This window comes from Paenibacillus ihbetae (assembly GCF_002741055.1).
Lineage (GTDB): Bacteria > Bacillota > Bacilli > Paenibacillales > Paenibacillaceae > Paenibacillus_AQ > Paenibacillus_AQ ihbetae.
The window spans coordinates 59,063-84,886 of record NZ_CP016809.1 but is presented as its reverse complement, the minus strand read 5'-3'; the positions used below and the strand labels follow the sequence as shown (position 1 = coordinate 84,886).

Here is a 25,824-nt window from a genome sequence, read left to right as displayed (position 1 = left end):
GAGAAGGGAGGGGGAGGAGCAATGCTAGATCGAGTGATGATGGCCGTACTGCTGCTGCTCAGCTTAGAGCCAAGCGACGGGACGGATACGGGAGTCATGGAGCGATATCAGAACCAGGTGCTGGAATCGGGAGCACATAGTATCGTGGATGCAGTGAATGCTTGCCAGGAGCATTTCGGAGCAGGCCAAATCCCGCTGCCGATCGAGCTGCCTCCGGTTGAATTTACGCACCAATATGGCCGATGCCTCGATACCGGCAGCGTGGAGCCGCACCTGGACATCCAATACATCCATTCGTTGAAGCCGGAGAATGAGTACCGTTTGGAGGTCTATCCTGCAGGTAGCGGTCCGAAGCGAGCTTACTTGTCTTTCCGCGAGGTCCCGCTTGACGAAGACACCCGGGGGCGTTACTATCAAGGGCCTGTTCAATCCCTTCAATTACTGACATACACAAAAGGAAATTGGCAGTTTCTATTGAGCAGCTCATATAGGCCAGATTCGAAAGTTCAAGAAAAGCATTTAACTTCGATAGCAAGATCCCACATCCGTTACGTAAAGCGGACAGACCCTGCATATGCGCAGTGGGGAGCCGTTGCCATCAGGGAAACCGGGAAGAAATACGGAGCGGATGTGGTGGACTATCTTTATATGGGACGCAGGAGGCTGTCACGTGACTTGGCCGAAGAGAAATTCAAGCTGTGGCTCCGAAAAGAGAATCGGGAGTTCGGGGTGTATGTTACGGTCCGGTATCATCCTATAACAAGGCAGCTCGTTTCTATTGATTATGAAGAGGCGTGATGTCTTGAAACCGCGCAGTCATTGGACTGCGTTTTTTTATGCTGGGTGCAGGGAGATTGTTTTTTCTTCTGTTCATATGCGGATTAATGTTGTACCATATTTGGTGATAGTTTCCTCCGGGTCATCGTTCTTATTTGACATTTTATTTGCCAAGTACATCGTGTTTTAGGAGTGATCGACGTGCCGCTTATTGTTGTTCTTAAGCTCCTATTTATCCCTATCATCTCTCTATTGATCATGCTGTCTTCTGTTCTGATGGACTTCTCCGATCGGATCGGATGGATGATAACGATGGCGGTTATGCTATACGGATCTGTTATATTCGATCGAAAATTCGAATGGCTCCGCTTCATCCAGCCGCTGTTCCTCGGTGCCTTTCACCTTGCAACCCAATTGAACTGGTGTATTCTGCTCTACTACATACTGATGATTAATTTGATTCATAAGAAGAAGCATTTTAAGGAGATGGTCCCGGTCTGCCTTTTGATGCTTATTCAATATAGCGCGATTCGCTTGACGTATATGCCTTTTACTCAATACAACCTGCTTGTTTCCATCTTTGACGGGCTTGCGTCGTTTGTGATCGTCATCTCCTTCCATTTGGTAAACTCACTGGAGTCCGAGAAGAAACAGCTGCATTTGCATAACGATTATCTTACCTACCATGATCCCCTTACCGGCCTCTTGAATTATGACGGCTATCTGCACAAGGTTCAGCATACCATTGAGGCAAAAAAGCCGTTCCAACTCGTCCTTCTCGACATTAACAATTTCCAATCGCTGAATGCCCAGGACATCGCTACCGCGAATGAAATTCTAATTAGTCTTTCGTGCGAAATTCGTGCCCTGTTTGCAGGGAACATGCTCGCAGCCTCCCGTTATGCGGGTGACCGCTTCGCCATCTTGCTGCCGGAGGATGTCCAAATCGACAGGAGTCTGTTTAAATTTGATAACATCGGAATCAAGGTAACCTATAGCATTACTTGCTATCCTCATGAAGCGGAGACGTTTCAGGAATTGGTGAGCAAGGCGGAAGAACGTGTTTTTCAAATGCGGCGAAACTCTTGGTTAAGAAGCCAAGAGGAGCTGCTTCGTACCGAGAAGATGAAGACGGTCGGCGAACTTGCTGCCGGCATGGCTCATGAAATCCGGAATCCGTTAACCGCCATAAAGGGATTCATTCAGCTGTCGAAAACTCAAAATTATAATATCCAGCCCTGGTATGAAGTCATTATGGGCGAGATTACAAGGGTGGGGGAATTGACGGCGGAGTTCCTGCATTTTTCCAAGCCGCATGCAAGCAATATTAAGACTGAATCGCTGACGGAATGCCTGACACGCGTCTTCTCCTTGTGCGAATCGGAGGCGGTTTCACGCGGTCATGTCCTTACGATGAATTTACCGGATCAAGCGATCTCGATTCAGATGGATCGCGACAAAATCATTCAAGTTCTGATCAATCTGATTCGAAATGCATTCCAAGCTATGGATCAAGCCGGCGTGGTGAAGCTCTCTTTGATCGCAGCAGGCGGGAAGGCGATCATCGAGGTGGAGGATACGGGGAAGGGGATCGCTTCGGAAGATCTCCCCAAGATCTACGATCCGTTCTATACGACTAAAGAGGAGGGCACGGGATTGGGCTTGTCCCTCTGCCAAAAAATCGTGGAGGATCATGGGGGCAAGATTATGGTGCATAGTCAGTTGAATGTTGGAACAATATTCACCCTCACGTTTCCAATATCCTGAGGGGGATGTTTGGAACTTTATGCATCTGAATGAATTAGAGGCATTGCATTCATAATACATAGGTGAAGCAGAATAAACGGATGCATGCCAAGGAGATGCAGGAAGGATGAGTGACTTGATAAGAAGCGCGTGGGATGAATCTTGAAGTGGCTATCGATCGCTGCGATATTTCTGCTGCTGCAGGGCGGCCAGGATACAGATCAATTGACGATTATGAATGACGGGAATGTGGTATCGACTGTCAGTCGGGAAGAGCATGCGCTTGATGTGTTTCCGCTGATGGACATGGAGAAGTACGAAGCCTGGGTCGAACAAGTCGATCGGAAAATCTATCATGAAGCACAAAACGCCAGGATCGGCAGCAGCGGACAAATTATCCCGGGACAGAACGGGTACAGGCTCCACCGTGGAAAATTGCTGGAGCAGTATCAGGCTTATCGTTATGGCACTGGGCCTGTGACAATCGAAGCACCCAGACTTCCGATTTACCCCAAGGTGGACAGCGAGGTTCTGGCCTCCATCCGCGTCAAGCCGATCGGGTATTATGTGACCTATTATAACTCCCGCAATAAGAATCGTACCCATAATATCAACCTTGCGTCCCGTGCGATTGACAGCTTCGTCGTGTTTCCCGGCGAAGTCTTCTCGTTCAACCAGGTTGTCGGGATCAGAACGCCGGGCAGGGGGTATTTGCCTGCACCGGTCATCGTTCGAGGGGAACTATCGGAAGGGGTGGGCGGCGGGATCTGCCAGGTGTCCTCCACCTTGTTCAATGCCATTGATCGTGCCGGTCTGAAGATCGTACAGCGGTATTCCCACAGCCGTAACGTGCCTTATGTGCCTCCCGGCAGGGACGCAACGGTCAGCTGGGGCGGACCGGATTTTGTGTTTGAGAACGCGTACAACGAGCCCGTCCTGATTCGCGCTTTCTCCGGCGGAGGAAAGATGACCGTGTCGGTGTATTCCTCCGAGCACATCGAATACAAGCCAAGAGAGGTTCCGAGCATATCGCGGCGTTTGCCGGAAGAAACAAAGGATGAGCCTCAAGACCATGACCCTGTAAGCCGGGATTAAGTGATGTCGGAACGAGGGAGGACCTTCTTGGATCGGGGGGATGGGGAAGCGGATCTGAACCATTGGGCGCATAATGCGAACATCAGGACAAGCTCGACGGCCCCGCCCCCATAATACATAAGCATGCCGCCCTGCTCCGCCGCTTCGCGGGGCACTCCTGCCGGCGGATAGGCATAGATGGCTTTCGATAAGATTGAGTGCCCGGCTGCTGCGATTATTAAAGTAACCGCCCTGTTGCGGAAGCTGTGGCGCCGTGATGTCAGATCGATATAGAGGATGGATATCGTGAACAGATATCCGGCTGCGAATAGATGGAAATGGAAGACCGCGTACAGGAGCCGGTATTGGTGCATCAAATGGAATAAATCTGTCGTATAAAGAAGCCACATCCCGCCGATATTCCATATGGCTGCAAGCCATGGGTGGACGAACGCATGCACCACTTTGCTTCTGAGCAAGCGGGATAGCTTTCGTGCAGACGTCACCGGCAGCGTGCGAAGCAGCAGCGTTACAGGTTTAGCGTAAGCAATCAATATGGGGGCCAGCATGCCGAGCAGCAGATGGACCAGCATATGGCTTTGAAAAGATAGATGAGAGCTTCGGGCAAGTGGGCCCGTGACCGAAAGCATCACGCATAGAACGCCGGCGGTCCAGCTTAAATACCGATGCAGCGGCCACGTCCGGTGTTGGCGACTGGTTATGAGAGCGGCAGCAGTGTATACGCCAATGCATGCCAAGATAATGAGAAGCCAAGCCCAATCTACTGCAAAGCTGAAAAAAGCCGTATCGGATCGTGCTCCATGGTTATGTTGAGTGTTAAACGATCCTATACCGCCCGTAGGATAAGGGACCATCATGAATCAGCTCCTTCGGCATGCGTGCGGACATGGCGCGTCCTTAGGATCAGGATCAGACCGGCCACGATCATCAAGGCAGCTATCACATTCCACGCCCAGTCATAAGGGCGGATATCGACGTTATAGCGAATCTGATGCAGACGCATCAGCTTATGCTGGATAATGCCGTCGTAGAGCTGGAATACGCCGCCGCCAAGCAGAATGCCTCCCAGCCATTGTGACAGCCAAAAGGCATGCCGCCCATGAAGATCAGCCAGCATAAAGGAAGAGGCGATGGTCGCAAACCAGCTGAATGCATGGAATAAGCCGTCCGATACGAGGCCGATATCCTTGGTCGATTTGTCATAGAAATGATGCCAGTGCAGCAGCTGGTGAAATACGACTTCGTCAATAAAAGCGACCAGCCCCAGGCCAAACAGGATTCCTGTCCATAAATTGCGCGAAGCGTATTTTTCGCGTTCTTTTCGATTACCACGAGCAGATTCGATTGGCTTCATCCTTGTTTCCCTCATTCGCATTTGATATGTTCCATAGATTAAGAGTTTAGGAGACCTCGTCTATTTCAAGTTTAACCCGATTTTGAATCGGTTAATCCATGGAGGCCGATGCAGTCTCTTTCACTTTTAGACAAATCTTACCCACATAATGTTGATGGAGGGCTGCATGAGCCCAATTGGCCTCCTTCAGAGCAAAAACGTGACTGATATGAACGGTTAACTTATATTGAGTGATATAACGTTGAAGACGGGCAATAATCTCAGGGTCGGGTTCTCCGTTATAACCTGCAGCTTTGATTCCTGGGGGTATCCTCAGCTCAGGGCTTATCCCGTGAGGGAATACGAGTCGTCCGCCTTTACGGAGACAGCTGACGGCAGCATCAGCAGCCTCTCCGCCTGCGGTAAACATGGCGGTATCGAATCCGGACGGCGCAAATCTCCTTGCTATCGAGGAGATATCCCTATCTCTGCCGTTCACAACAGCATCGCAGCCAAGCTTCTTCATCAATTCTACCCCGTCTTCTCCCGAAGCAACCGCGAACACACGGGCTCCCAGAGCCTTCGCAATCTGCACAGCGATATGACCGACCCCGCCGCTTGCTCCGAAGATTAGGATCGATTCTCCACGTTGAAGCTGCAGTACATCCTCCAGCCCGCGCAATGCGGTAATTCCGACTCCGGAAATAACCGCCGCCTCCTGCATGGTTAATCCATCCGGAATACGGGACACATACTTAGCATCAACGGCTGCATATTCCGCATAGAAACCGCCATGGGGATTCAGAAAGGCTGGAGCATAGACTTGATCTCCCAAATCAAGACTAGACACCTTGTCCCCCCGCGCAATCACGATTCCTGAACCTTCAGAACCGAGAATATAAGGGAACGCAGGATCCATGTTTAGCATTTCGGCATATCCGCCTTGTCGTTCAAAAGCATCCCACTCTCCAATACCGGCATAAGCCACACCAATCAGTACATCTCGAGGACCGATCTCAGGCACATCCATCTCCTGATGGATCAACTCTTCCGGATCGCCAAACCTATGAATTACTGCAGCTCTCATTGTTTTAGGATGGGTATTCATGGTTATCCCTCCAATAATAAAATTCTTCTTGCAATGAACTTATCACAAAAACATGTCAACAGCTGGCATGTTATTGTCAAAGGTGACTTTGTAATAACCATCTCCTGAATCTACCTAAATTTTGGGGGAAGTGGCGAGTTGTAAAAAATGGTTTACATAATATATTTTATGTATATTTTAATTCGGGTCTGAGAAATCTAGCTAGCTAGCCTTCATGGTTGCGAAGACATTTTCTAATTCCCGACCCCCTATGACGGATCAGCCAGGCAGGTCTGCCCACGGTCTTTTGGTCTACTGACTCTGCGCTTTACCTTTGCTATATTGGTGATATCTTTAGAGGAAAGGGGAGCATTGTGATGAGAAACGTTTCCGGAGATCATGCTGCACTGCTGTTTCGCTTTTTTATCCCGTATGCCTTGATTTTGCTCGGATCTCTATGGGCCTTGTGGTTCGCATATGGCAAAACCTCCGCTGTGGTCGAGAATGAGTCGGTCAAAAGCACCCTGGCAGCACTGATCCAAATCCAGGAGGCGTTTGACGGACGTCTCGCCGAGATTGAGACCATTGCAAGGCAGTTGTCAAGCGAATCAAAAATTCAGGCGTTTCAATTCGTGAATGAGCCGTTTGGCGGAACCAGTCCCTATAAGCTGTGGGATTTAGAGAAAAGCTTGTTCAATTACCGGCTGGTGAATCATTTTATCGTGGATTATTACGTTGGTTACAAGAACAGCGGCATGATCCTCTCTCCGCGAAAGGTATACGCTGACCAGCAATATTACAACCTGATGATGCATTATGAAGGAATGAAGTATGAGGATTGGAGAGATCAATTGTTCGGCGAATATCATTATAAAACGTACATACCGGGGCGGAGCGTCAAGTATGAAGGAAATACGTATTCCGTGGTCACCTACATGCAGTCTTTTGGCGTGAAGGGCGGCGGAGGAGTTATCACCATGATGCTTGATAATAAGCAGATTCAAAATATGCTGCGGAAGCTTACGCCAGGACAAGGAGGATTCGCCTATATTGCAGACCCGGACGGGAGGATGATCAGCTCAATCGGTCTGGATCAAAGACCGGAAGTTTTGAAAGCGCTTCCTTTTGGAGGCGGTGAGGATGCTCATATTCGGCTGATGGGCCAGGATTTGTTAGTCACCAGAGCCGTCTCCCCGGCCAGTGGCTGGAGTTTTGTGTCCGCACAGCCGAAGCAGCTCGTGTTAGAGAAGGTCTACGAAATCAAACGGGTAACGATGACCGTATTCCTCTCAACCTTGCTGCTAGGGCTCGCGTTGGCTATTTATTTCGCTGACCGGAGCAGCAGGCCGATTGTGCGTTTATTGCGTCTCTTACCGAAGTCCCCCGCCGATTCCAAACGGTCTGCATCACAACACGCCGTGGAGTTTATCGGCTCAACGGTATCGGCCCTTGTCGCGAATCATGATTCACTGAAGCAGAGGCTTGCGGAGCAGGTTCCGCTTTTGCGCAGCGTGTTCATGGACAGGCTTTTGAAGGGCAGCTACCCATCGCAGAGGGAGATCGATGCGGCAATGGAGCATTCCCAGCTGACTCTTCGAGGGCCTCAATACACAGTTGCTTTGATACGAATACGGGGTTATGAAGGCCCGTTTGTGAAAGACATGCTAAGGGAGCTTGACATTGTAAAAATAAAGCTGCACGACTGCCTTCATGGGTCGTACGGAGATGAGGTCCTAACGCATGACCTTGGGGAGAACCGTATGGCTTTGGTATTTGGCGGTTCGGCCGAGGCTGGTGCCCATTCCGGCTTTGAGCCATCCTTACGAGCATGGATTCAGGAAGTATATGAGCGTCTGATCGAACTGACGGACACGGGGGTATGTATTGCGGTAGGAGGGAGCCAATCTCAAGTGACGGAGCTCTATCGTTCGTATGGAGAAGCACAGTTTGTCCTTCATCATGCCGAGTGGAGCGGTCATCGTCCTATTCAATACTACGATGATATGGAGTCCTCGTCGTTCTCTTATTACTTTCCTGCCGACGAGGAGCTACGTTTGATTCAGCTTGTGAAGTCCGGCAATTTGAACGAAACCCGGCAGCTTCTGGAGGAGATCAAGGAGAAGAATGGAGGGGAGCACCGGCTGCCGTTAGCAGTGGAACGGCTTCTGGCCCACGAGCTATGCGGAACCCTGATGAAATGCTGTCAGCACCAGCGAACGGATTATGGCCGATCAGAAGTGATGGAGGCTGTACATCAGGCCCTGGATCCTCAATCATCGCCTTCACAGGCCCTGGATGCCGTATGCCGTGCAATCATTCTTGTATGCATGAATTTTGAGGAGAGCAAGAAAAGTCGAAATGATCGATTGAGCCAATTCATGCTCGATTATATCGAAGAGCACTTTCGGGAATTCGATTTGAGTTTATCGTTGCTGGCCCGAGAAGCACAAACCTCGGAAGCGTACGCATCTTATTTTTTCAAGGAACAAACGGGCTGGACCTTCTCGGATTATGTGGAACACCTCCGGATGAATGAAGCGAAGCAGCAGTTGTCTTCAACGGATCTGCCGGTTAGCGATATTGCAGCAGCTGTCGGATATCTCTCCTTAAATACGTTCAGCAGGGCGTTCAAGAGAGCGAACGGCATCAGCGCGACGGAGTACAGACGGATATCCCGGGCTGGATCCGACGCCGATCTAAAGAAATGACGAGTCCTTGATTGGTGCAAAATATCGATTCTAAAAGGATGCACATCGCCTGAAAGATGAAGATTTACCGGACTCTACGCATTTATATATACTCCAATCACGGACCGGGCCGAATTCTTATATGGATGGGAGTGATTGGTGCTGACTGGTTGGAAAAGGCTGCTTCGAAGCTGGCAGCTCTATGCGCTGTTTTTGCCGCCGCTGTTGTATATTATCATCTTTAAGTATGTTCCGATGTATGGGGCTCAGATTGCTTTTAAAGAATTTAGTGTCACAAAAGGGATTAGCGGGAGTCCATGGGCAGGTTTCGATCAATTCGAGCGCTTCTTCCGCTCCCATGAATTTTGGCGGCTGCTGAGGAACACATTCTCCATTAGCTTATACACCCTCATCGCCAGTTTTCCGTTTCCGATCATGCTTGCGCTTGGCTTGAACTACGTAAAGAACCGCCGGTTCAAGAATACGGTTCAGATGGTTACATATGCGCCATATTTCATCTCTCTGGTCGTTCTTGTCGGCTTGATGCTGCAATTTTTGGATCCCAGGACCGGACTGATCAATTCGATATTAGGCTGGTTTGGATTGGGGCCGTACCACTTCATGGCGGAAGCCTCATGGTTTCAGTCGATCTATGTCTGGTCGCATATTTGGCAGAACGTCGGTTTTTCTTGCATTATTTTTTTGGCTGCGCTTTCAAGCATCGATCCGGCCCTCCACGAGGCCGCGGTTATGGATGGGGCTACGAAGGTCCAGCGTATGCGGCATATCGATATTCCGGGAATCAAGCCCATTGCCGTCATTTTGCTTATTTTGAACACCGGGCAACTGCTGGAAACCGGCTTTGAGAAAATATTGCTGATGCAGAACGCGCTGAATTTGCGTTCTTCTGAGGTCATCGATACGTACGTATACAAGGTCGGTCTGGTCTCTCAGGCGATGAACTTTTCATATGCCACCGCGATCGGATTGTTCAAGGCAGTGATCGGTTTCGTCCTGCTGCTCATCGTTAATCAATTGGCCAAGAAGCTGAAGCAGGAAAGTTTATGGTGAGGGGAGACGAAGGCATGCGTAAATCGGCTATGAAGGAATCCGGCGCCGATCGTGCATTTACGATTGTAAACTATGTTCTATTGTCCGTATTTCTAATTATGGTGCTGTATCCGCTGATTTATGTGGTCAGCGCTTCGTTCAGCTCCAGCAGCGCAGTGGTTTCCGGCAAGGTATGGCTGTGGCCGGTGGAGCCTACCCTCGAAGGGTACCGGGCTGTATTTAAAAATGCCATGGTTGCAAAGGGCTTTATGAATACGCTGCTGTATACGGTTGCCGGGACGGCCATCAACCTGGTTTTGTCCATCATGGCGGCATATCCCTTGTCTCGCAAGGATTTTCGAGGACGGGGCGTATTCATGCTCCTCTTCGTATTCACCATGCTGTTTAACGGAGGGCTCATCCCGACGTATCTGTTGGTCAAAGATCTAGGGATGATGGATACCGTCTGGTCCATGCTGATCCCCGGGGCGCTGTCCGTCTGGAATGTCATTATTATGCGAACCTATTTCCAGACCACGATCCCGAATGAGCTGCTGGAGGCTTCACAGCTGGACGGCTGCTCGGATATAAGGTTTCTGCGGAGTGTCGTTATGCCCTTATCGGGCCCGATTCTGGCGGTCATTGCGCTGTTTTATGCCGTTGGGCATTGGAATCAGTATTTCAACGCCATGATTTATTTAAAAAGCTCCAATTTATATCCGCTGCAGCTGGTGCTTCGCGATATTCTCGTTCAGAACGAGGTCAACATCGAAATGCTTGGCGATGCCAAGACTGCGGCCGCCAGACAAGGGCTGCGCGAGCTGCTTAAATATTCGCTGATCGTGGTTACATCCGTTCCGTTGTTAATTGTGTATCCGTTTGTTCAGAAATTTTTCGTCAAAGGGGTCATGATCGGTTCGTTGAAAGGCTAGTTCATCCCAATTATCATGGAGGTTGGTCAATATGGGCAAACGAGCAAGAATTATCATGAGCGCACTCGCTGCAATATGCGTTCTACTTGCAGGTTGTGCAGGCTCACCGAATCCAAAGGGAGCTGATGCGGATCAGGAACGCGCAGCCGAGCAAATTGAATTGACGGAGCCAGGCACCTATCCGCTGGTTAAAGAGAAAACGACGCTCAAGGTTATGGTGCGGGGAAATCCGCTTGTTGAAAATTTCGAAACAAATGAATTTACGAAGTGGTACGAAGAAAAGACCAATGTTCATATCGAATGGGAAATCGTCCCCGAGCAAAGCATGCAGGAAAAGCTGAATCTGGTGCTCGCCAGCGAGGATTATCCGGACGTGATCCTTGGGCTTAACATTTCGCCCGCGCAGCAAATGATCTACGGGTCCCAAGGTGCATTTCTGCCGCTCAATGATCTCATCGAGAAGCAGGGAACCCAGACGAAAAAAATGTTCGAGGACAACCCGAGCATTAAGTCGATCATTACGGCGCTGGACGGAAATATCTATGCGCTTCCGGAAGTGAATGAGTGCTATCATTGCTCGATGAGCCAGAAGCTGTGGATCTATGAACCGTGGCTCAAAAAGCTGAACCTCGACATGCCGGAAACGACGGAAGAATTCTACGAAGTGTTGAAAGCGTTTAAAGAACAGGACCCGAACGGAAACGGCATTGCCGATGAAATTCCGTTATCGATATCGCCGAAGTCATGGAGCTCCTCCATCGATGCGTTCCTGCTTAACGCATTCGTGTACAATCCGGTTTTTAGTTCCAATTATAAGCATATATTCGTAAAAGACGGCAAGCTCGACGTCGCCTATAACAAGCCGGAGTGGAGGGAAGGGCTCCGATTTATGAACAGGCTGTATGCCGAAGGGCTGCTCGCACCGGAATCGTTCACGCAAGACGACAACCAGTTGATTCAGATCGGCGAGAACCCCGATACCGTTATTCTGGGGGCGTCGACGGGAGGCCATCAGGGCGTATTCACCCAGCTTCTTGGCGAGAGCGGGCGATGGAAGGAATACAAGACGGTTCCTCCATTAAAAGGTCCGGGGGGTGTTCGTTATGCTGCTTTTGATTCAACCGGTTTGAATCCGGGAGCGTTTGTCATCACAAAAAAGGCAAAGCATCCCGAGCTGGCTTTACGCTGGGCCGACGGCTTGTACGAACGTGAGCATACGCTGCGCAGTGTTTATGGACGGCCGGATCAGGAATGGCGCGAAGCGAAGGAAGGCGAAATCGGAATCAACGGGGAGCCGGCCGATTGGTCCGAATTGAAATCGTACGGCACCGTGCAAAACGTGGCTTGGATCCAGACCGGCCCGAGCCTCCGTACGAACGAGTTCCGATTGAGCGCGGTAGCCAAGGGCGAGGATGATCTGGAGGTTATTCTATATAATGAAACGAAAAAAAATTACGAGCCGCATAAACCGACAGACGTGAGCACGGTTCCTCCATTATTCTTGAGTAATGAGCAGGCGTCCGAGGCAGCGGACCTGTCCAAGACGATTAACGATTATGTAGACGAAATGATGGCGCGCTTTATTATCGGGGATGCCAGCCTGGACAAAGACTGGGATGGCTACGTGCAGCAGTTGGAGGCGATGAATGTGTCCCGGCTGTTGGAGATTTACCAGCAGGCATTTGACGGAAGAAGTTAATAGGAGGGATAGCATGAGGGTTGGAGTCAGCACGTACAGTTTGCTCCCGGCCATCCGTTCGGGTGAGATGACGATACTGGATGTTATCGACTGGATCGCCGACAACGGCGGGAAGCATATGGAAATTGTTCCGTACGGTTTTACGCTGGAGGACAATGAGGAACTAGCGGATGCGGTACGTAAGCGGGCTGAAGCGGCCGGGATCCAATTGTCGAACTATTCCATGCCGGCGAACTTCGTTCAGGAGTCGGATGAGGCATTTGAGGCTGAGGTGAACCGGATCAAAAGCCATGTGGATACGGTGCACCGGTTGGGCATGAAGCATATGCGACATGACGTTACGGCCTTTACGCTGCCGCCGGAGAAGACGGGCATCGATTATGTCGAGGGTCATTTAGGGCAAATCGTGAATGGATGCCGCCAGATCGCAGATTACGCTGCCCGCTATGGAATTACGACGACAATCGAAAACCATGGCGTAAGCGTGCAGGCAAGCGACCGCGTCCAGCGGGTGCTCCAGGCAGTGGACCGGACGAATTTCAAAACGACCTTGGATATCGGGAACTTCCTGTGCGTGGATGAACAGCCGCTCGTCGGCGTGAAGCGAAATTTGCCGTATGCTTCGCTTATTCATGTTAAAGATTTTTATTATCGTCCTTATGACCAGGACCCAGGAGGAGGCCGATGGTTTCGGACGTCCCACGGCAATTATTTGCGGGGAGCGATCTTCGGCCAAGGGGACTTGGATGTCCGCCGCATTCTTCGGCTGATCAAGGAGTCCGGGTATGACGGATGGATTACACTGGAATTTGAAGGAATGGAGGACTGCCGGGAGGGAACCCGAATCGGCCTGGAGAATTTAAAAAGATTATGGGATGAAATCTAATCACGTGCTTGTCGGTATCAGATCCTTAATCTGATGAACTTCCTGCACTTCAGCTAATTCAAAATCGCCTGTTCACAGGGCCAGTCGGGAGATATCTCCGGCTGGCCCTTTGCATGGACTCGTGAATGAGCATTTACAGATGATTGAAAATAGGATACCATATATAACGTGGATAATTATTATCCGGTTTAGTCTTGGAATGCGAATAGAAGATAGATTTAGTAATATCAGCCAAGCGAGGTGATGTTCATGCATATGAAGACCGGCGTGGAACAATCGGTGTACGCGCTTCTTCTCCTTAATATGCTGCCCGACAAGGCTGTGCTTCCCGGCGAAGCGATCAGCCAGCAGCTCGGCGTATCGGCAACATATTTTCAGAAGCTGCTAAGAAAGCTGGTGTCGGCCGACATCGTCACATCCGTTCCCGGCATTAAAGGCGGCTTCAAATTAAAGAAGAAAGCCGAAGAGATTCGGGTATACGACGTCTATTTGGCGGTGGAAGGGCAGCAATCGTTATATTCCTCCCATGGCATCCTGGTGGACATGCTCGACTTGGAGAAAGAGGAAAGCTGTTGTTTGCTTTCGGATCTGATGGAAGAAGCCGAAGCCTCGTGGAAGGCAGTTCTGAAGCGTGAAACGATTGCTTCCTTGGCGGACGAGATGTGCGGCGAACGCTTTAAGGATAAAGTGTCCGCGTTGGAACGATGGATTCTGGACAAGATGGTTATATGATCGTGGAGAAGGGAAGGAAACCTATGAAATTGGGCGTACTGGACCAGGCACCTGTCACTAGCGGGAATACAGCGGCAGGAGCGCTGAAGAAAGCCGAGGAGCTGGCTATTCTAGCAGATGAGCTCGGCTATAGCCGGATGTGGATGGCGGAGCACCATGGCGGGCATGCCTTCGCAAGTTCTGCACCTGAGGTGACGGCAGCACGCTTGGCTGCCAAAACAGATCGGATCCGCATCGGCACCGGCGGCGTGATGATGATGCATTATTCGCCGCTAAAGCTGGCGGAAGTGTTCAAGACATTAAGCGCCTTTTCCCCGGGCCGCATCGATTTTGGGGTAGGGCGTGCACCCGGTGGCGACACCAGTGCCATGTATGCTTTATCGGAGGGCCGCCAGCTGATGCTGCATAATATGTTCGACAAGCTGGAGATCGCCATGCAATTGATGAATGATGAGGTGCCGGAGGATGAACTGTATGCCAAAAATGCTGCCGCGCCAACAGGAGTTGCCCTGCCCGAGGTATGGCTTCTGGGCTCCAGCGGCAACAGCGCACTAAAAGCTGCAGAGATGGGTGTCGGATACTCCTTTGCTCAGTTTTTTAACGGAGCGATGAGCCGGGAAATTCTCGATCAATACCGGAATCACTATCAGCCTTCTGTCTTCATGGAGAAGCCGTTAATCAGCGTGTCCTATATGGTCACGACAGCGGAAACCAAAGAGGAGGCCGAATACGAGGCACTCCCGCAGGATATTTTCCGGCTGATGATGAGCAAGGGGCGGATTGTCCCGTTGATGACGCCGGAGGAGGCGCATCAGATGCCGCTGACCGAAATCGACCGCATGGCCATTCAGGAAGGCCGGAAGATTCATTTGGTTGGCGCGGTGAAGGATATCGCAGCACGTTTGAAGGAAGAGCAGGAACACTACGGATTCCATGAAGCGATGATCTGCAGCATCCCGCATTCGCAGGAGAAACGGCTGGAGGTATACCGCTTGCTTGCTCGTGAGCTTCTGTCCTAGGGGAAAGCATGGTGCACGGACATAGGCTCCGCTTCATGCTAAAAATTTATGATGCGCTGCATAAAATAAATAAAGACAGATGTGGATTGATTCCACAACGTTATATTCGGACAGGCATGAGCCTGTCTTTTTACAAACAGCGAAGGCAGCAGCTATGGGGGACGATAGCCGCTGCCTTTTATATGCCATGGATCATGCATCCCGTGCTCGCTAGAGCATCACGTATGATCGTTAATCATGTTAAGCTCGCACGTAAAATTTCCGCTGCATCCGCTCAGTCTTTACGCGGGAGCCGCTTCATACCCGTGTGCTCCAAGTGTACATCGACCATGACGGATTCGAGGGACTGTTTGTTGATGATCGTGCCGGAATCCTGCTTCAACCTCTTCCAGGCAGCCGGGTCCTGCTTGAACACAAGGTGCTCAAGACTATATACGTCGGAACGCGTATCGATTCCTTTGTAGAAGGTAGCAAGGATCTCTTCCTTTACGGCGTTTGCCGCGCTTTTTTCCAGCTCGGTCTTGGATATATCTTGGCTGACTTCAACCACATTCCCGTGTAATTTAACGTGAATACGGAATTTCGGTTCACCTTGAACAAAGCTAAGCTTGGTCCGAATTTTTGGTGTAGAGAGTGCGACTACCGCTTGGATACCGCCGTCTGTTACGAGGAGCGGGGAACGTTTGGTCTCTTTCTGCATCCAGCGCAATCCGTCGAGGTCTGTGACGGTAAGAAAACCGCTTAATTTCTCGTTATAGAGGCAAAAACCACCGTTAATTGACATTTTCGGATCTCTTTTCTTCTGCGTGGACCATGTCTCGGTGTCGATCGACAAGCTTGGAAGCATTTCGGTGTAGCCCGGCTCGGTTAAATCCGCCAGAAAGTCGAAATAGCGGATCGGCGCAATAACCGACCGTTGGTTAAATTGATCGATTGGCTCATGCAGAATTGTAAATAAGGGGGACATGTTGAAGAATGCGGGGGTGTTAAAGAGCTCCTCAATGGAATGGCTGGTTCCGAACACCCAAGGCGTCATCCTTACTTCCTGGTACCGCCCGATCGAATCGAGCTTCGGCAGGACGGCGGTTTTCATGACCTTATCGCTGATGACGATACTTGAAATATGACTCCAGACAGTTCGTCTTTGCGAGGAATTGTACACTTGATCAACGGCCCAATTGATCGTCTTGCCTTTGGTTTTGGATACCCACACTTGCGCAGGTTTGTCTGATTTTCCGGATTCCGTTTTAGCGACTGTTGTAAAGTCTAACATTTGAGTATAAACGACATACTGACCATCCTCGTAATCGAGGCCAATCGCTGTAACATAATTCATGTCCTGAACTTCTTTTATATCCCAGCATCCCGTTACCGGGAGGATAAGTAAACAAACAGCGATGAGCTTGAGCACATAGCGGTAAGATTGCATTTTATTCCCGTTCCTTTGCTTGCATTGTCGAATCGGTCGTTTTCAGCATTTCCGGTCGCTGCTTGTTAAAGGTCCACGGCAATTTGATCAGCGCATTCGTGACATCCTTTAATCTCAGCGGCGAGATCGGAGCCAGGTAAGGGAGCCCGAAGGACTCCAGCACGGATAGATACGCGATAACGCTCATCAGGCCGATGAAAAACCCGAGCATGCCGAGAACGGACGACCATATCAAGATATATAGGCGGATCAGGCTGACCGTACCGCTTAATGTCTGATTGACTAAAGTAAAGGTCGCCACCGCAGTCGTGGCGGATACGACCAGCATCGTGGGGGACGTCAATCCTGCCCGAATCGCAGCGTCACCGATAATGAGTCCGCCCAATACGGCAATCGTCTGCCCAACGGCCTTCGGCAGGCGGATGCCGGCCTCCCGGAACAGCTCGAACATGCCAAGCATCAATAAAATCTCCATAGGGCCGGATAAGGGAAGCCCGAAGCGGGCTACCGTAACCGTTGCCAGCAGCGGGAAGGGAATCTGGTCTAAGTTGTAGCTGCTGAGCGCAACCCAAAATCCCGGAAGCAAAATCGCAATCAAAAGGCCAACCAGGCGAAGAAAACGCTCAAAAATGACAAAATGATAGGGAAAATAAGAATCCTCCGGCGATTTAAGGATCTCGAACAGATTGCATGGCCCGATAATCGCCATGGGAGATCCGTCCGTTAAAATAACGAAACGACCGCGAAGCAAACTTTGAACGACAAAATCCGGTCGGCCGATATAATCAAGAAGCGGGAAGAGTGCCAGGGAGGAATCGCCAAGGGCTTCTTCCAGCTCCCCTGTGCTGACCAGGGCATCCACATGGAGATTTTGCAGCCGATTCCTGGCCTCTTGGACAAGCGACGGACGGGTAATGTCCTCGATGTAGAGCAGCGATACAAGGGTTTGCGTTCGGTTGCCGATCACAAACTTCTCATTTTGCAAGGTGGTGGACGGCAATCTCTTGCGTACCAGGGCGATATTGGTGTTGAGATCCTCGGTAAAGCCGTCCCGTGCGCCTTTAATAGCCACTTCCGTGTTGGATTCCTCCGGCTGCCTCTTCGGAATCTGCGCAATATCAATGGAATACATGCACCTCTGATTGGTGAAAGACATGATCAATCGGCCGGTAAACAGAAGCTTCCCCATTTCTTCCTTCGCCTGGATTTTCGTCCATTCCATAGAGTTTTCCAGTTTTTCTATTATTTGATCCCAGGATTCAGCGTTCTCCAATTTACGCTCCAGATCCGGAATGACAAATTGCGTCATTAAAGCGGTATCGATCATCCCTTCACTGAACAACAGGAGTACCGGAAACGCATCCGCCCGCTTGTGTGGAAAGGAGCGGATCACGACATCCGCCGACGAGCCGAATATGGATCGGAGCTCCTGTTCGCTTGGCATATCGTCAGACATCGGTTGCTTCGTTTGATTCGGAGCCTCAGCTTGGGAGGAGGGGTTCTTCCTGCGGCGAAACATCTGGTTACGAGGCTTTTTTTGATTCACTGGAGCATTCCACCTTCGTTTTCGGCTTGAATGACACGGCGAGCGCAACAGCTAACGTAAATATCGTGAGAAACGAAAGAAAAGCTGCCGAGTATCTTCCAAACACGAATTGTTCAATCTGTTTATCGATCATTGGAATGAGTGTCAATGCTGATAGTGCAATCCCGAATATGAACAGGAACCAGCAGCGGTGTTTCGCTTTTTGGAAGGCCATTCCCTCGGCAATGATCCAAAAGAAGAGGGAAATGCGGATTAACGTTCCGGATATCCACTGGTAAAGCGCAAGGAAGTCAACGTGTGTAATGTACTTCGTAATGGTGACGAGCATCCATTGTTCATATGCGGGATATCTGGATTGCATGGCCGGGAAAGGACCGAAGGCGGCAATTGCTCCCATTAAAGGGCCCAAGGTCAGACCTCCCAGCAGTAATGCCAGGATGGCGATACTCAGATAATTCATCCGGCGCTTCATATGATGGGTTAAGTAGATCAATACGAACAGTTCCATAAAACCGCCGGCAGCCACAATCATACCGCGCAGCATCGGTTCAACCCCCTCGACAAATAAAGGGGTTAGCAAAGAGTAGTCCTTGTATTGCAAATTGGAGATTGCGACGAAATGGCCAAGCAGCCAGACGACCGGAAGCAGAATGCCGGATATGATGGCAATGGAGCGAATGCCGTTATTGGCGACGATAGCGCAGAGAAGGACGATAATCATGGATACGACGAGTTTAGGTGTTTGAGGTAAATACGTTACCTGAATCCAGGTGGTGGTTTCTCTTAAAATCACCATGGACATCCACATGAAATAGAGCGCCGTAATGGATGCGAACACGCCTCCTCCGAATTTGCCGAACCGCTCCCTAAACCGGTCGAAGATCGACTGCTGCCCGGTCCGTTTCATGATGTAGTAGACGATGTAAACCCAACCGACATGCAGAATCATGGTTAACAAGGTGCCAAACCATGCATCCCGACTCGAGAGTTGCAGGATCAAAGGGATCAGGATGACGTGATTGGTGATCCCAAGCGAAAGAAGCATGATGAAATATACGTTGATCAAGGAAATTTTCTTATTCATAGGTCTCAAAAAGTCTCCATCTGTACGGAATGCATGCTAATCCATTACAGTGAGTATTCACCAATCGGACCGTATTTTATGTACAGCTCAGCTGCCGGGGGAGAGGCTTACCTTCAGTTAATCACATCGAAAGTATGCACTGATGGCAACCGACCTTTCGACCATAAATATCAACTGATTATTTCTTGGGTAATCGCAAAAACTTCATGCATTCGACACAGCCTCTAGCGTTCCGCTCTTCATCTACGTGGGACCCCGTATGATGGGGCAATCCAAAGATACGTTGCTGTCATGGTCGGTTCCTCGGTAAAGAGATCGTGCAGCGACCTTGCAGAAGCTAGAGAGGGAAGAGGCATGGATAAGATAGAGGGAGACGGGCGCAGCTGACAGACGGTGGACAAAAACGATTGTATCTCTCATGGATCTACAAAAAGGTACCTATTCGAAAATCACCAAACAATTAACCCCATGAATTATTATTAGTTCATGTAATTAACTAATATATTTCATAGCATGAATTAAAGGAATGATTAACTGCATTAATAATATCAGATCGAGATAAACAGCCTTATTCTCTACGCTGGACGTTCATTGAAAACGGAAAAAGAAGCAGCGGTTAACGTTGATGCTGAGAACCGCTGCTCCGTATGGGTTTTCTTTATTTATTTACTTTTCTTCAACCCGTAGCTTTCGCGGATCAGGGAGAAGTAATGGTCCGCACGGACAACCTCGAATTCGTCACCTAAAGCTTCCGTCAACTTGACCGCATCGGACGGTGTCATACTCCAGGCGAGCAGACCGAGGGATACGAACAGTGGTGATTTGCCGTCCCAATTGGCTTTAGCCTCCTGGAGCACCTGCAGACCGTCTTGCGCCGTGCTGATGCCGCGAATGGTCGAAACCGGGAGACTGTCGTTCACGATTTCTACGCCAAATTTATCTTCGTAGCTGATAAAGAGGCCCGGAACATCGTATTCTTTCTCATAGGCGGAAGCCTTGAACGGCGTGAGCGGCACATTCTGGCTATCCAACCGGTTCAGCACATAAGGGATCGTCATGCCCGTCTTCTTAAGATACTGCTGCGTCTGGTTCAGAAAATCGACGAAGCTGTCGTCCGGCCATGCACTCGGATAGAAGTATCCTGCTCCGGAAGGTCCGGCTATCAACAGGTCGTTCTCCGTTGCGGTGTTCATATAGTAATTCAGAATCGCGGGCGCTCCTTCATGTAGAAGGGGGCTGGAGGTCCAGTTGATCGGAACCTTGCCCCGTGCCGGATCATCCCACATCACGCGCATCCGATGCTGGTTGTACTGGAAGTTGTCACCTTCCGTAAAGGTGTAGGTTACATAGATTTTGTTCTCAAGGGCCGGGCGAGGCGACTTCTTGGCGGGCGCATATTTTGGCTTCGTGCCCGAGAAAACAGTCAGGTTGCTGAACCAATCTGCCGCCAGCACGTAGACACCGTAACGGGATGCGATTTCCACGGAGCTGAACTCGCCTTCCACGTCATTGCTGAACCAGCCCAGATAAGGCGTCCCTGGTTCAACGTCGGACATGATCTTCTCGAACAGAGCGAGCTGCTCAGGCACGTTGGAGTCAAGCCAGAATACCATCGCTCGATTCGCAACGGCGTAATCTCTCAAGTAGGCATACGGCTCCCGCTGCTCTGCCGACAGCGGCTTAATGTTGCCCGCCGAGACTTTATATTGGTTCCACATATCAACCTCTGCGGTCAGCTGCTTCGTACCGGTTGGCGGTGTAAATTCATACACGAAATAGTTTCCGTTATCGGCAAAGCGATGTCCGCCTTGACCTTCCAAAAACTTTGAGTTTTGCCGATCATAGAGGTAGGATTCTTCTTCGGAACTGCCAGCAATGAAGCTGGCGATCGTCTGCCCGTCTGCCTTCACCGTCACTTCGTGAATGGCCGGGCCCCAGCCGTCCTGCGGAAAGGCGTCGTCGAAGCGGAGATAAACCGCCGATTTACCGAGCAGGGGGGTAAGGTTCAGGCTGTATACATCCCGATTGCTTGCGTCACGGATCTGCTCATTCTCCTCGGCAATCGTAACGAAGGATTCAGGGAGACCTGGAGGGATGCGGATCGCTGTATCGGGCGCTAATCCCACTAGCATCTGATGCGTCGTTTGATCCCACAGATGCTCATACTGCCAGTTATAGGCCTCGATCCGGCTGTTGAATTTGCCTCGCAGATCCTCAAGAATATTCATATGGTATGGTGCGGCGGACAATTTCTCGGCCAGCTCCGGACTAGCAACGACAGCATCCTTGAGTCCGGCGAGCGTTGTGGCCACATTGATGGTATCCGGAACGTCAGGATCATAAACGATCAAGCCGGCTGCCTCGCTGCGATAACGATCGAATATCTCCCAGTAGTTCTCGTGGAGCGTATAAGGCACTGCCAGATCTTTGAGCCAGGTCGTTTTCCCTTCCTCATCGGACTCAAGCAAATAAATTCGGGGAAGCTCACGGTTTACAAGTCCTTGAAGTGTTCCTAGCAGCAGCTTCACGTCTCCCGGAGCATCGTAAATATCGGCAGCGTCCAAATGCTTTGGTTTCTTGAAGCTTGGAAGCTCGCGATGTTTCGTGATTCCCGGTTTGGCTGCCTGCACTTTGGATTCCGATGCGAATGCGAATCCGGATGTTAGGGTGAATGAGCAAATAATCGCTAGACAAATAATCGAGAATTTACGGGCCATAGGTTTCACTCCTTGTCATTCATTTTTGGGGATCAGAGTGCGTGTGTCGGATCGTCATCATATCCCTCCTTTGCCATTAGCTCTCCATGTATTTTGACACATCACCACCCAACATATATTTAATATATACAACAATATTTTTACAAGAGGTTCGACAAAACTTCCTGAAATTCTTGCGGATTAGCCACTGAATTCGGTGATTATTATGGCTGCGATAAGGATGGGGCGCTCGACAAACGCTTGTTTATTGCGCATGGTTGTGTAAGGATATATTATATATTACAAATATCATGAATGAATTGGTGATGTGATTAGAATGAGTGTAAACGATCGTATTCCGCTATACCAGCAAATCCAGGATTACATTAAACAGGTCATCGCAACCGAAAATATGAAGCCCGGAGACCGCATTCCGACCGAGAAGGAGCTGATGGATCAGTTTCGGGTCAGCAAAATTACGGTAGCCAATGCTTTGACCGGCTTAGCAAACGAGAAGATTATCTCAAGGGTACCGGGCAAGGGAAGCTTTGTAGCCAAGGAAGCAGATGCGGTCCTCGCGCCGTCTGCCGGGGAACCGGCGGCGAGGTTAAACGGGATTTCGGAGGCTGCGGGCTTAATCGGCGTCATTATGCCCAGCATCCATGATTATTTTGCGATTCGGCTCGTCGAAGGGATCGAGCGCGCATTGATGAATGAAGGATACCGCAGCATGATCATATTGACCCACGGCAAGCTGGACAAAGAACAGGAAGCGATCAAAGAGCTGAAGTCGCTCGGGGCCGAGGGGCTGCTGATTTTCCCGATCGATGAGGAAAATTACAACGAGGAAATCCTTGGGATGAAGCTGGCGGGTTTCCCGTTCGTTCTGATCGACCGGTACCTGCCAGGGGTGGAAACCCACTATATCGCCGCGGATGGCCGGAAGGGAACACAGCTTGCCGTGGAGCATTTATGGGAGCTCGGTCATCGCGATATCGCGATCTGCTCGGATTCGCCGCTTCAAACGGTTACAGTCCAGGAGCGCATAGAAGGGTATATCGATGCTTTGAAGAACAAGGGCGCGCTGATTAATCCGGCGCATATGATCACTGATTTCAAGCCGCTCAGCGTGCTGAAAGACGCCGAGGCCCACCCGCTTTACCGGTATATCCGGAACCGGATGGTTACCGCGTATATTTCGCTGAACGGAAGACTGGGTGTGCAAATTTACCAGATGGCCCGGCAGGCAGGCCTTCGGGTGCCTGAGGATGTATCGATCGTAAGCTTTGACGATCCCACGTCCATCGTGGATGAGTTCAGCATATTCACGCATGTGAAACAGTTCGAGCGGGATATGGGCTATCGGGCGGCTATGAAACTGCTCGATGTGGTCCGCAACCGCGAAGAAGTAAAGCACTACAGCAAAATGCTCATCGAGCCCGAGCTTGTCGTCCGGCAAACCTCGGGCCCTGTTCCGCGTACGTAGCCGAACGCAGCCCGGATAGAAAGAAAGCCTTCTCCCAATATAAGGGGGGGAGGCATTTTTTTCGTTTTCTTGCGGCGACATGTTCTGCGTAAACCAGATAAGGCATGAAGACTAATTGAATAGACCTTGAACCGACAGAATATAGCCGTTGACTTTGAGAACATGAAAGATTATTCAACAAAAACATATTGAATATATTTATATTATATATTATATTCTAGAAAAAGATGTAAACGAAGTTTTGATCTAAGACGATAAGCGGACTATTAGAATGGCGAGGAGGGAAATGCTCGTGCAGAGAGACCGATCGCAAGAACGTACCGGATTTCAAGAATCAGCGCCGTATCATCCCGATTATGATCTGCAGACGGACTTTGTCATGGTATACGGTATTGACGATACGATGCCGGAGCGAATCAGGCAGTGGAAAGAGCAGGGTTATATCGTACACCTGATGACAGGAGTGGCTTGGGGGGATTACAACAGATATCTGGACGGCGAGGTGGACGGCGAACCTCATTGGGATGAAGCCCAGACGGATCGCAGCGGAAAGATGATCCTCCACGGGACGAAGCCCGTTATTCCTTATATGGTGCCGACCATATCTTTTGGCCGGTATCTTGCGGAGCGTATCCGTATCGCCGTGGACGCCGGTGTGGAGGCGATTCATCTAGAGGAGCCGGAATTTTGGGTGAATGGGGGGTACTCGGAGGCATTTAAGCGGGAGTGGCAGCTGTATTACAAGGAGCCGTGGATCCCGCCGCATACTTCCGCCGATGCGCAATTCCGGGCCTCCAAATTGAAAGCATTCTTATATACGCGGATGCTGGACCGATTATGCGGCGAGATGAAGGAATACGCATTGAAGCGATATGGCCGCGTGCTTCGCTTCTATGTTCCGACGCACAGCCTGATCAACTACACGCAGTGGCGGATCGTCAGTCCGCAATCTCGGTTAATCGAGCTCCCGGCCGTTGATGGTTATATCGCTCAAATCTGGACCGGAACTTCCCGAACGCCGAACGTGTATGAAGGGGTGCGAAAGGAACGTACGTTTGAAACCGCTTACCTGGAGTATGGCATGATGCAGGAGCTCGTAAGGGGAACGGACCGAAGAATGTGGTTCCTGCACGATCCGATCGAAGATAACCCGAACCATACTTGGGCGGATTATAAACAGAACTATTTGAAGACTGTAACCGCCTCGCTGCTGCATCCCGGCATTTCTCATTATGAGGTTGCTCCGTGGCCGCGGAGAATCTTTAAAGGGATCTATCCCGCCGAAGACGGGTCCGGCAAAGAATCGATCCCGCCGACGTACGCGACCACACTTCTCAATGTCATGCACACGCTTGGAAATATGGCGCACGAGGTGAATGAGACCGAGGGAGAGCCGCTTCAAGTCGGCGTTCTGATTGCGGATTCAGCGATGTTCCAGCGTATGAGACCGGAGGAAGGGGCACCGGATGCCGGAAAATATGACGGTACGGATCCCGATGGCTTTCAGCAGGAAGGGGATACCGAGCTGCTCGATTTTTCCCCCTTCTACGGCCTCGCGCTCCCGCTGCTGAAGCATGGTATACCGGTTCGGCCGGTACAGCTGGACAACGTAAGGCGATATCCGGAGTATTTGGCGCCATATCGGGTGCTAGTGCTGAGCTACGAATTCATGAAACCGGAATATCCGGATATCCACCATGCAATCGCCCAGTGGGTTCAGGAAGGAGGGGCTCTGATCTATGTTGGGGACGATTCCGATCCATATCACCGCATCTGGCATTGGTGGAATGATGGTGGTGATTATGGGCGCACCTACGGTTCTCCACGTGAACATCTGTTTGAACAGCTGGGACTGGTTGATTCAGGGCAATTGGAGTCGGGTGAAGACATCAGGCAGATGGGAAAAGGAGTGTTCGGGTGGCTGCAGAAGAACCCCTCCAGCCTAGCCCGGAGTAAAACCGGTGCGGGTATGCTTCGCCAGTCCGTCCAGAAGGCGATTACGCTGCTATCGGGGGATGGATCCGATTGGAAGCCGAAACATTACTACAAGATTAGACGGGGCCCTTACTGGGTTGCTGCCGTACTGGAGGAATCCATCAGCTCTGATCCGCTCGTGATCCGGGGGCCGGTGGTCGACGTATTCGATCCTCAGCTCGGCGTTCTGACAGAGGTCCGCCTGAATCCGGGTCAGCAAGCCCTGCTATATGATGTGGAAGCCGGACGGCCGTCCGAAGACGGAGTTGCTGTCATCTCCGCTTCCTCCCGAGTGGAAGATCTGACCCGGATGTCCAGCGGTTTTCGCTTTATTGCTCGGGGGCCGGCCAAATTGAAGGCGACCGCCAGAATATACTGCCCGGTCAAACCAGTGTCTGCAACGCAAGACAGGACGGCTTCCGTTGCCTGGGAATGGGATTCGGCCACGCGAACCGTGCTCCTGCGTTACGAGCACGGCAAGGGAAACCGCTCCGAGATTCAGGTTAATTGGGAGGCGCAAGAGCAGGGCACAAGCCAATGACGCTGCAGATCAGAGAGGAGAAGTG

Annotated in this window: 19 protein-coding genes; 12 read left to right on the top strand and 7 right to left on the bottom strand. The window is 50.6% G+C overall.

All coding sequences use genetic code 11. From position 1 onward, the window contains the following. Positions 1-21 precede the first annotated feature (21 nt). The 3 genes from BBD41_RS00335 (at position 22) to BBD41_RS00325 (ending at position 3,618) form a co-directional block, all read left to right on the top strand. Positions 22-798, top strand: a complete 777-nt coding sequence (locus BBD41_RS00335) for a DUF3889 domain-containing protein (protein WP_237086980.1) — start codon at positions 22-24, stop codon at positions 796-798. 180 nt (positions 799-978) lie between these two features. Continuing rightward, a complete protein-coding gene (locus tag BBD41_RS00330; protein WP_099476333.1) occupies positions 979-2,544 on the top strand; it encodes an ATP-binding protein in 1,566 nt (521 codons plus the stop codon). Positions 2,545-2,685: 141 nt separating this feature from the next. Beyond that, the gene (locus BBD41_RS00325) at positions 2,686-3,618 is read left to right on the top strand and encodes a VanW family protein (RefSeq protein WP_099476332.1); all 933 of its coding nucleotides are present in this window, start codon (positions 2,686-2,688) and stop codon (positions 3,616-3,618) included. On the opposite strand, the gene BBD41_RS00320 is transcribed toward BBD41_RS00325, so the two are convergent. The 3 genes from BBD41_RS00320 to BBD41_RS00310 form a co-directional block, all read right to left on the bottom strand. Further along, on the bottom strand, positions 3,615-4,475 hold the full coding sequence (locus BBD41_RS00320; RefSeq protein ID WP_099476331.1) for a cytochrome c oxidase assembly protein: 861 nt from the start codon (positions 4,473-4,475) through the stop codon (positions 3,615-3,617). The genes BBD41_RS00325 and BBD41_RS00320 overlap by 4 nt on opposite strands. After that, complete coding sequence (locus BBD41_RS00315; RefSeq protein ID WP_099476330.1) at positions 4,472-4,972, bottom strand: DUF2243 domain-containing protein; 501 nt, start codon at positions 4,970-4,972, stop codon at positions 4,472-4,474. The genes BBD41_RS00320 and BBD41_RS00315 overlap by 4 nt, the downstream gene beginning before the upstream one ends. Before the next feature lie 91 nt (positions 4,973-5,063). Further along, positions 5,064-6,059: a quinone oxidoreductase family protein gene (locus BBD41_RS00310; protein WP_099476329.1), complete on the bottom strand. Its 996-nt coding sequence runs from the start codon at positions 6,057-6,059 to the stop codon at positions 5,064-5,066. Between the two features lie 356 nt (positions 6,060-6,415). Here BBD41_RS00310 and BBD41_RS00305 point away from each other — a divergent pair, with 356 nt between their 5' ends. From BBD41_RS00305 to BBD41_RS00275, 7 genes are all read left to right on the top strand, one after another. After that, positions 6,416-8,746 (top strand): helix-turn-helix domain-containing protein, encoded by a 2,331-nt coding sequence (locus BBD41_RS00305; protein WP_099476328.1) that lies wholly within the window; start codon positions 6,416-6,418, stop codon positions 8,744-8,746. 138 nt (positions 8,747-8,884) lie between these two features. Then, positions 8,885-9,796: an ABC transporter permease gene (locus tag BBD41_RS00300; RefSeq protein ID WP_223260455.1), complete on the top strand. Its 912-nt coding sequence runs from the start codon at positions 8,885-8,887 to the stop codon at positions 9,794-9,796. Positions 9,797-9,810: 14 nt separating this feature from the next. Then, on the top strand, positions 9,811-10,707 hold the full coding sequence (locus tag BBD41_RS00295; RefSeq protein ID WP_077566260.1) for a carbohydrate ABC transporter permease: 897 nt from the start codon (positions 9,811-9,813) through the stop codon (positions 10,705-10,707). A gap of 31 nt (positions 10,708-10,738) precedes the next feature. After that, positions 10,739-12,406: an ABC transporter substrate-binding protein gene (locus BBD41_RS00290; protein WP_099476327.1), complete on the top strand. Its 1,668-nt coding sequence runs from the start codon at positions 10,739-10,741 to the stop codon at positions 12,404-12,406. A gap of 13 nt (positions 12,407-12,419) precedes the next feature. After that, complete coding sequence (locus tag BBD41_RS00285) at positions 12,420-13,292, top strand: sugar phosphate isomerase/epimerase family protein (protein WP_099476326.1); 873 nt, start codon at positions 12,420-12,422, stop codon at positions 13,290-13,292. 249 nt (positions 13,293-13,541) lie between these two features. Next, positions 13,542-14,024 carry an RrF2 family transcriptional regulator gene (locus tag BBD41_RS00280; RefSeq protein ID WP_077566266.1) on the top strand — a complete coding sequence of 161 codons (483 nt, stop codon included), beginning with the start codon at positions 13,542-13,544 and terminating at the stop codon, positions 14,022-14,024. A 23-nt stretch (positions 14,025-14,047) separates the two neighbouring features. Further along, positions 14,048-15,043 (top strand): MsnO8 family LLM class oxidoreductase, encoded by a 996-nt coding sequence (locus BBD41_RS00275; protein WP_099476325.1) that lies wholly within the window; start codon positions 14,048-14,050, stop codon positions 15,041-15,043. A gap of 274 nt (positions 15,044-15,317) precedes the next feature. On the opposite strand, the gene BBD41_RS00270 is transcribed toward BBD41_RS00275, so the two are convergent. From BBD41_RS00270 to BBD41_RS00255, 4 genes are all read right to left on the bottom strand, one after another. Next, positions 15,318-16,472: a Ger(x)C family spore germination protein gene (locus tag BBD41_RS00270; RefSeq protein WP_099476324.1), complete on the bottom strand. Its 1,155-nt coding sequence runs from the start codon at positions 16,470-16,472 to the stop codon at positions 15,318-15,320. Position 16,473: 1 nt separating this feature from the next. Further along, a complete protein-coding gene (locus BBD41_RS00265; RefSeq protein ID WP_418304263.1) occupies positions 16,474-17,991 on the bottom strand; it encodes a spore germination protein in 1,518 nt (505 codons plus the stop codon). Positions 17,992-17,995: 4 nt separating this feature from the next. Beyond that, the gene (locus BBD41_RS00260; RefSeq protein WP_099476323.1) at positions 17,996-19,102 is read right to left on the bottom strand and encodes a GerAB/ArcD/ProY family transporter; all 1,107 of its coding nucleotides are present in this window, start codon (positions 19,100-19,102) and stop codon (positions 17,996-17,998) included. A 662-nt stretch (positions 19,103-19,764) separates the two neighbouring features. Continuing rightward, the gene (locus BBD41_RS00255) at positions 19,765-21,819 is read right to left on the bottom strand and encodes a GxGYxYP domain-containing protein (RefSeq protein WP_099476322.1); all 2,055 of its coding nucleotides are present in this window, start codon (positions 21,817-21,819) and stop codon (positions 19,765-19,767) included. A gap of 316 nt (positions 21,820-22,135) precedes the next feature. Here BBD41_RS00255 and BBD41_RS00250 point away from each other — a divergent pair, with 316 nt between their 5' ends. Both BBD41_RS00250 and BBD41_RS00245 read left to right on the top strand, forming a co-directional pair. Continuing rightward, on the top strand, positions 22,136-23,284 hold the full coding sequence (locus BBD41_RS00250) for a GntR family transcriptional regulator (protein ID WP_099476321.1): 1,149 nt from the start codon (positions 22,136-22,138) through the stop codon (positions 23,282-23,284). 292 nt (positions 23,285-23,576) lie between these two features. Continuing rightward, the gene (locus BBD41_RS00245) at positions 23,577-25,799 is read left to right on the top strand and encodes a hypothetical protein (RefSeq protein WP_099480375.1); all 2,223 of its coding nucleotides are present in this window, start codon (positions 23,577-23,579) and stop codon (positions 25,797-25,799) included. The last annotated feature ends 25 nt before the right edge of the window (positions 25,800-25,824 follow it).

Bases quoted from the DNA above. Each gene is read 5' to 3' on its own strand.
- BBD41_RS00335 (WP_237086980.1), top strand. From the start codon at position 22: ATGCTAGATCGAGTGATGATGGCCGTACTGCTGCTGCTCAGCTTAGAG.
- BBD41_RS00320 (WP_099476331.1), bottom strand. From the start codon at position 4,475: ATGATGGTCCCTTATCCTACGGGCGGTATAGGATCGTTTAACACTCAA.
- BBD41_RS00315 (WP_099476330.1), bottom strand. From the start codon at position 4,972: ATGAAGCCAATCGAATCTGCTCGTGGTAATCGAAAAGAACGCGAAAAA.
- BBD41_RS00310 (WP_099476329.1), bottom strand. From the start codon at position 6,059: ATGAATACCCATCCTAAAACAATGAGAGCTGCAGTAATTCATAGGTTT.
- BBD41_RS00305 (WP_099476328.1), top strand. From the start codon at position 6,416: ATGAGAAACGTTTCCGGAGATCATGCTGCACTGCTGTTTCGCTTTTTT.
- BBD41_RS00295 (WP_077566260.1), top strand. From the start codon at position 9,811: ATGCGTAAATCGGCTATGAAGGAATCCGGCGCCGATCGTGCATTTACG.
- BBD41_RS00290 (WP_099476327.1), top strand. From the start codon at position 10,739: ATGGGCAAACGAGCAAGAATTATCATGAGCGCACTCGCTGCAATATGC.
- BBD41_RS00285 (WP_099476326.1), top strand. From the start codon at position 12,420: ATGAGGGTTGGAGTCAGCACGTACAGTTTGCTCCCGGCCATCCGTTCG.
- BBD41_RS00280 (WP_077566266.1), top strand. From the start codon at position 13,542: ATGCATATGAAGACCGGCGTGGAACAATCGGTGTACGCGCTTCTTCTC.
- BBD41_RS00275 (WP_099476325.1), top strand. From the start codon at position 14,048: ATGAAATTGGGCGTACTGGACCAGGCACCTGTCACTAGCGGGAATACA.
- BBD41_RS00270 (WP_099476324.1), bottom strand. From the start codon at position 16,472: ATGCAATCTTACCGCTATGTGCTCAAGCTCATCGCTGTTTGTTTACTT.
- BBD41_RS00265 (WP_418304263.1), bottom strand. From the start codon at position 17,991: ATGTTTCGCCGCAGGAAGAACCCCTCCTCCCAAGCTGAGGCTCCGAAT.
- BBD41_RS00260 (WP_099476323.1), bottom strand. From the start codon at position 19,102: ATGAATAAGAAAATTTCCTTGATCAACGTATATTTCATCATGCTTCTT.
- BBD41_RS00255 (WP_099476322.1), bottom strand. From the start codon at position 21,819: ATGGCCCGTAAATTCTCGATTATTTGTCTAGCGATTATTTGCTCATTC.
- BBD41_RS00250 (WP_099476321.1), top strand. From the start codon at position 22,136: ATGAGTGTAAACGATCGTATTCCGCTATACCAGCAAATCCAGGATTAC.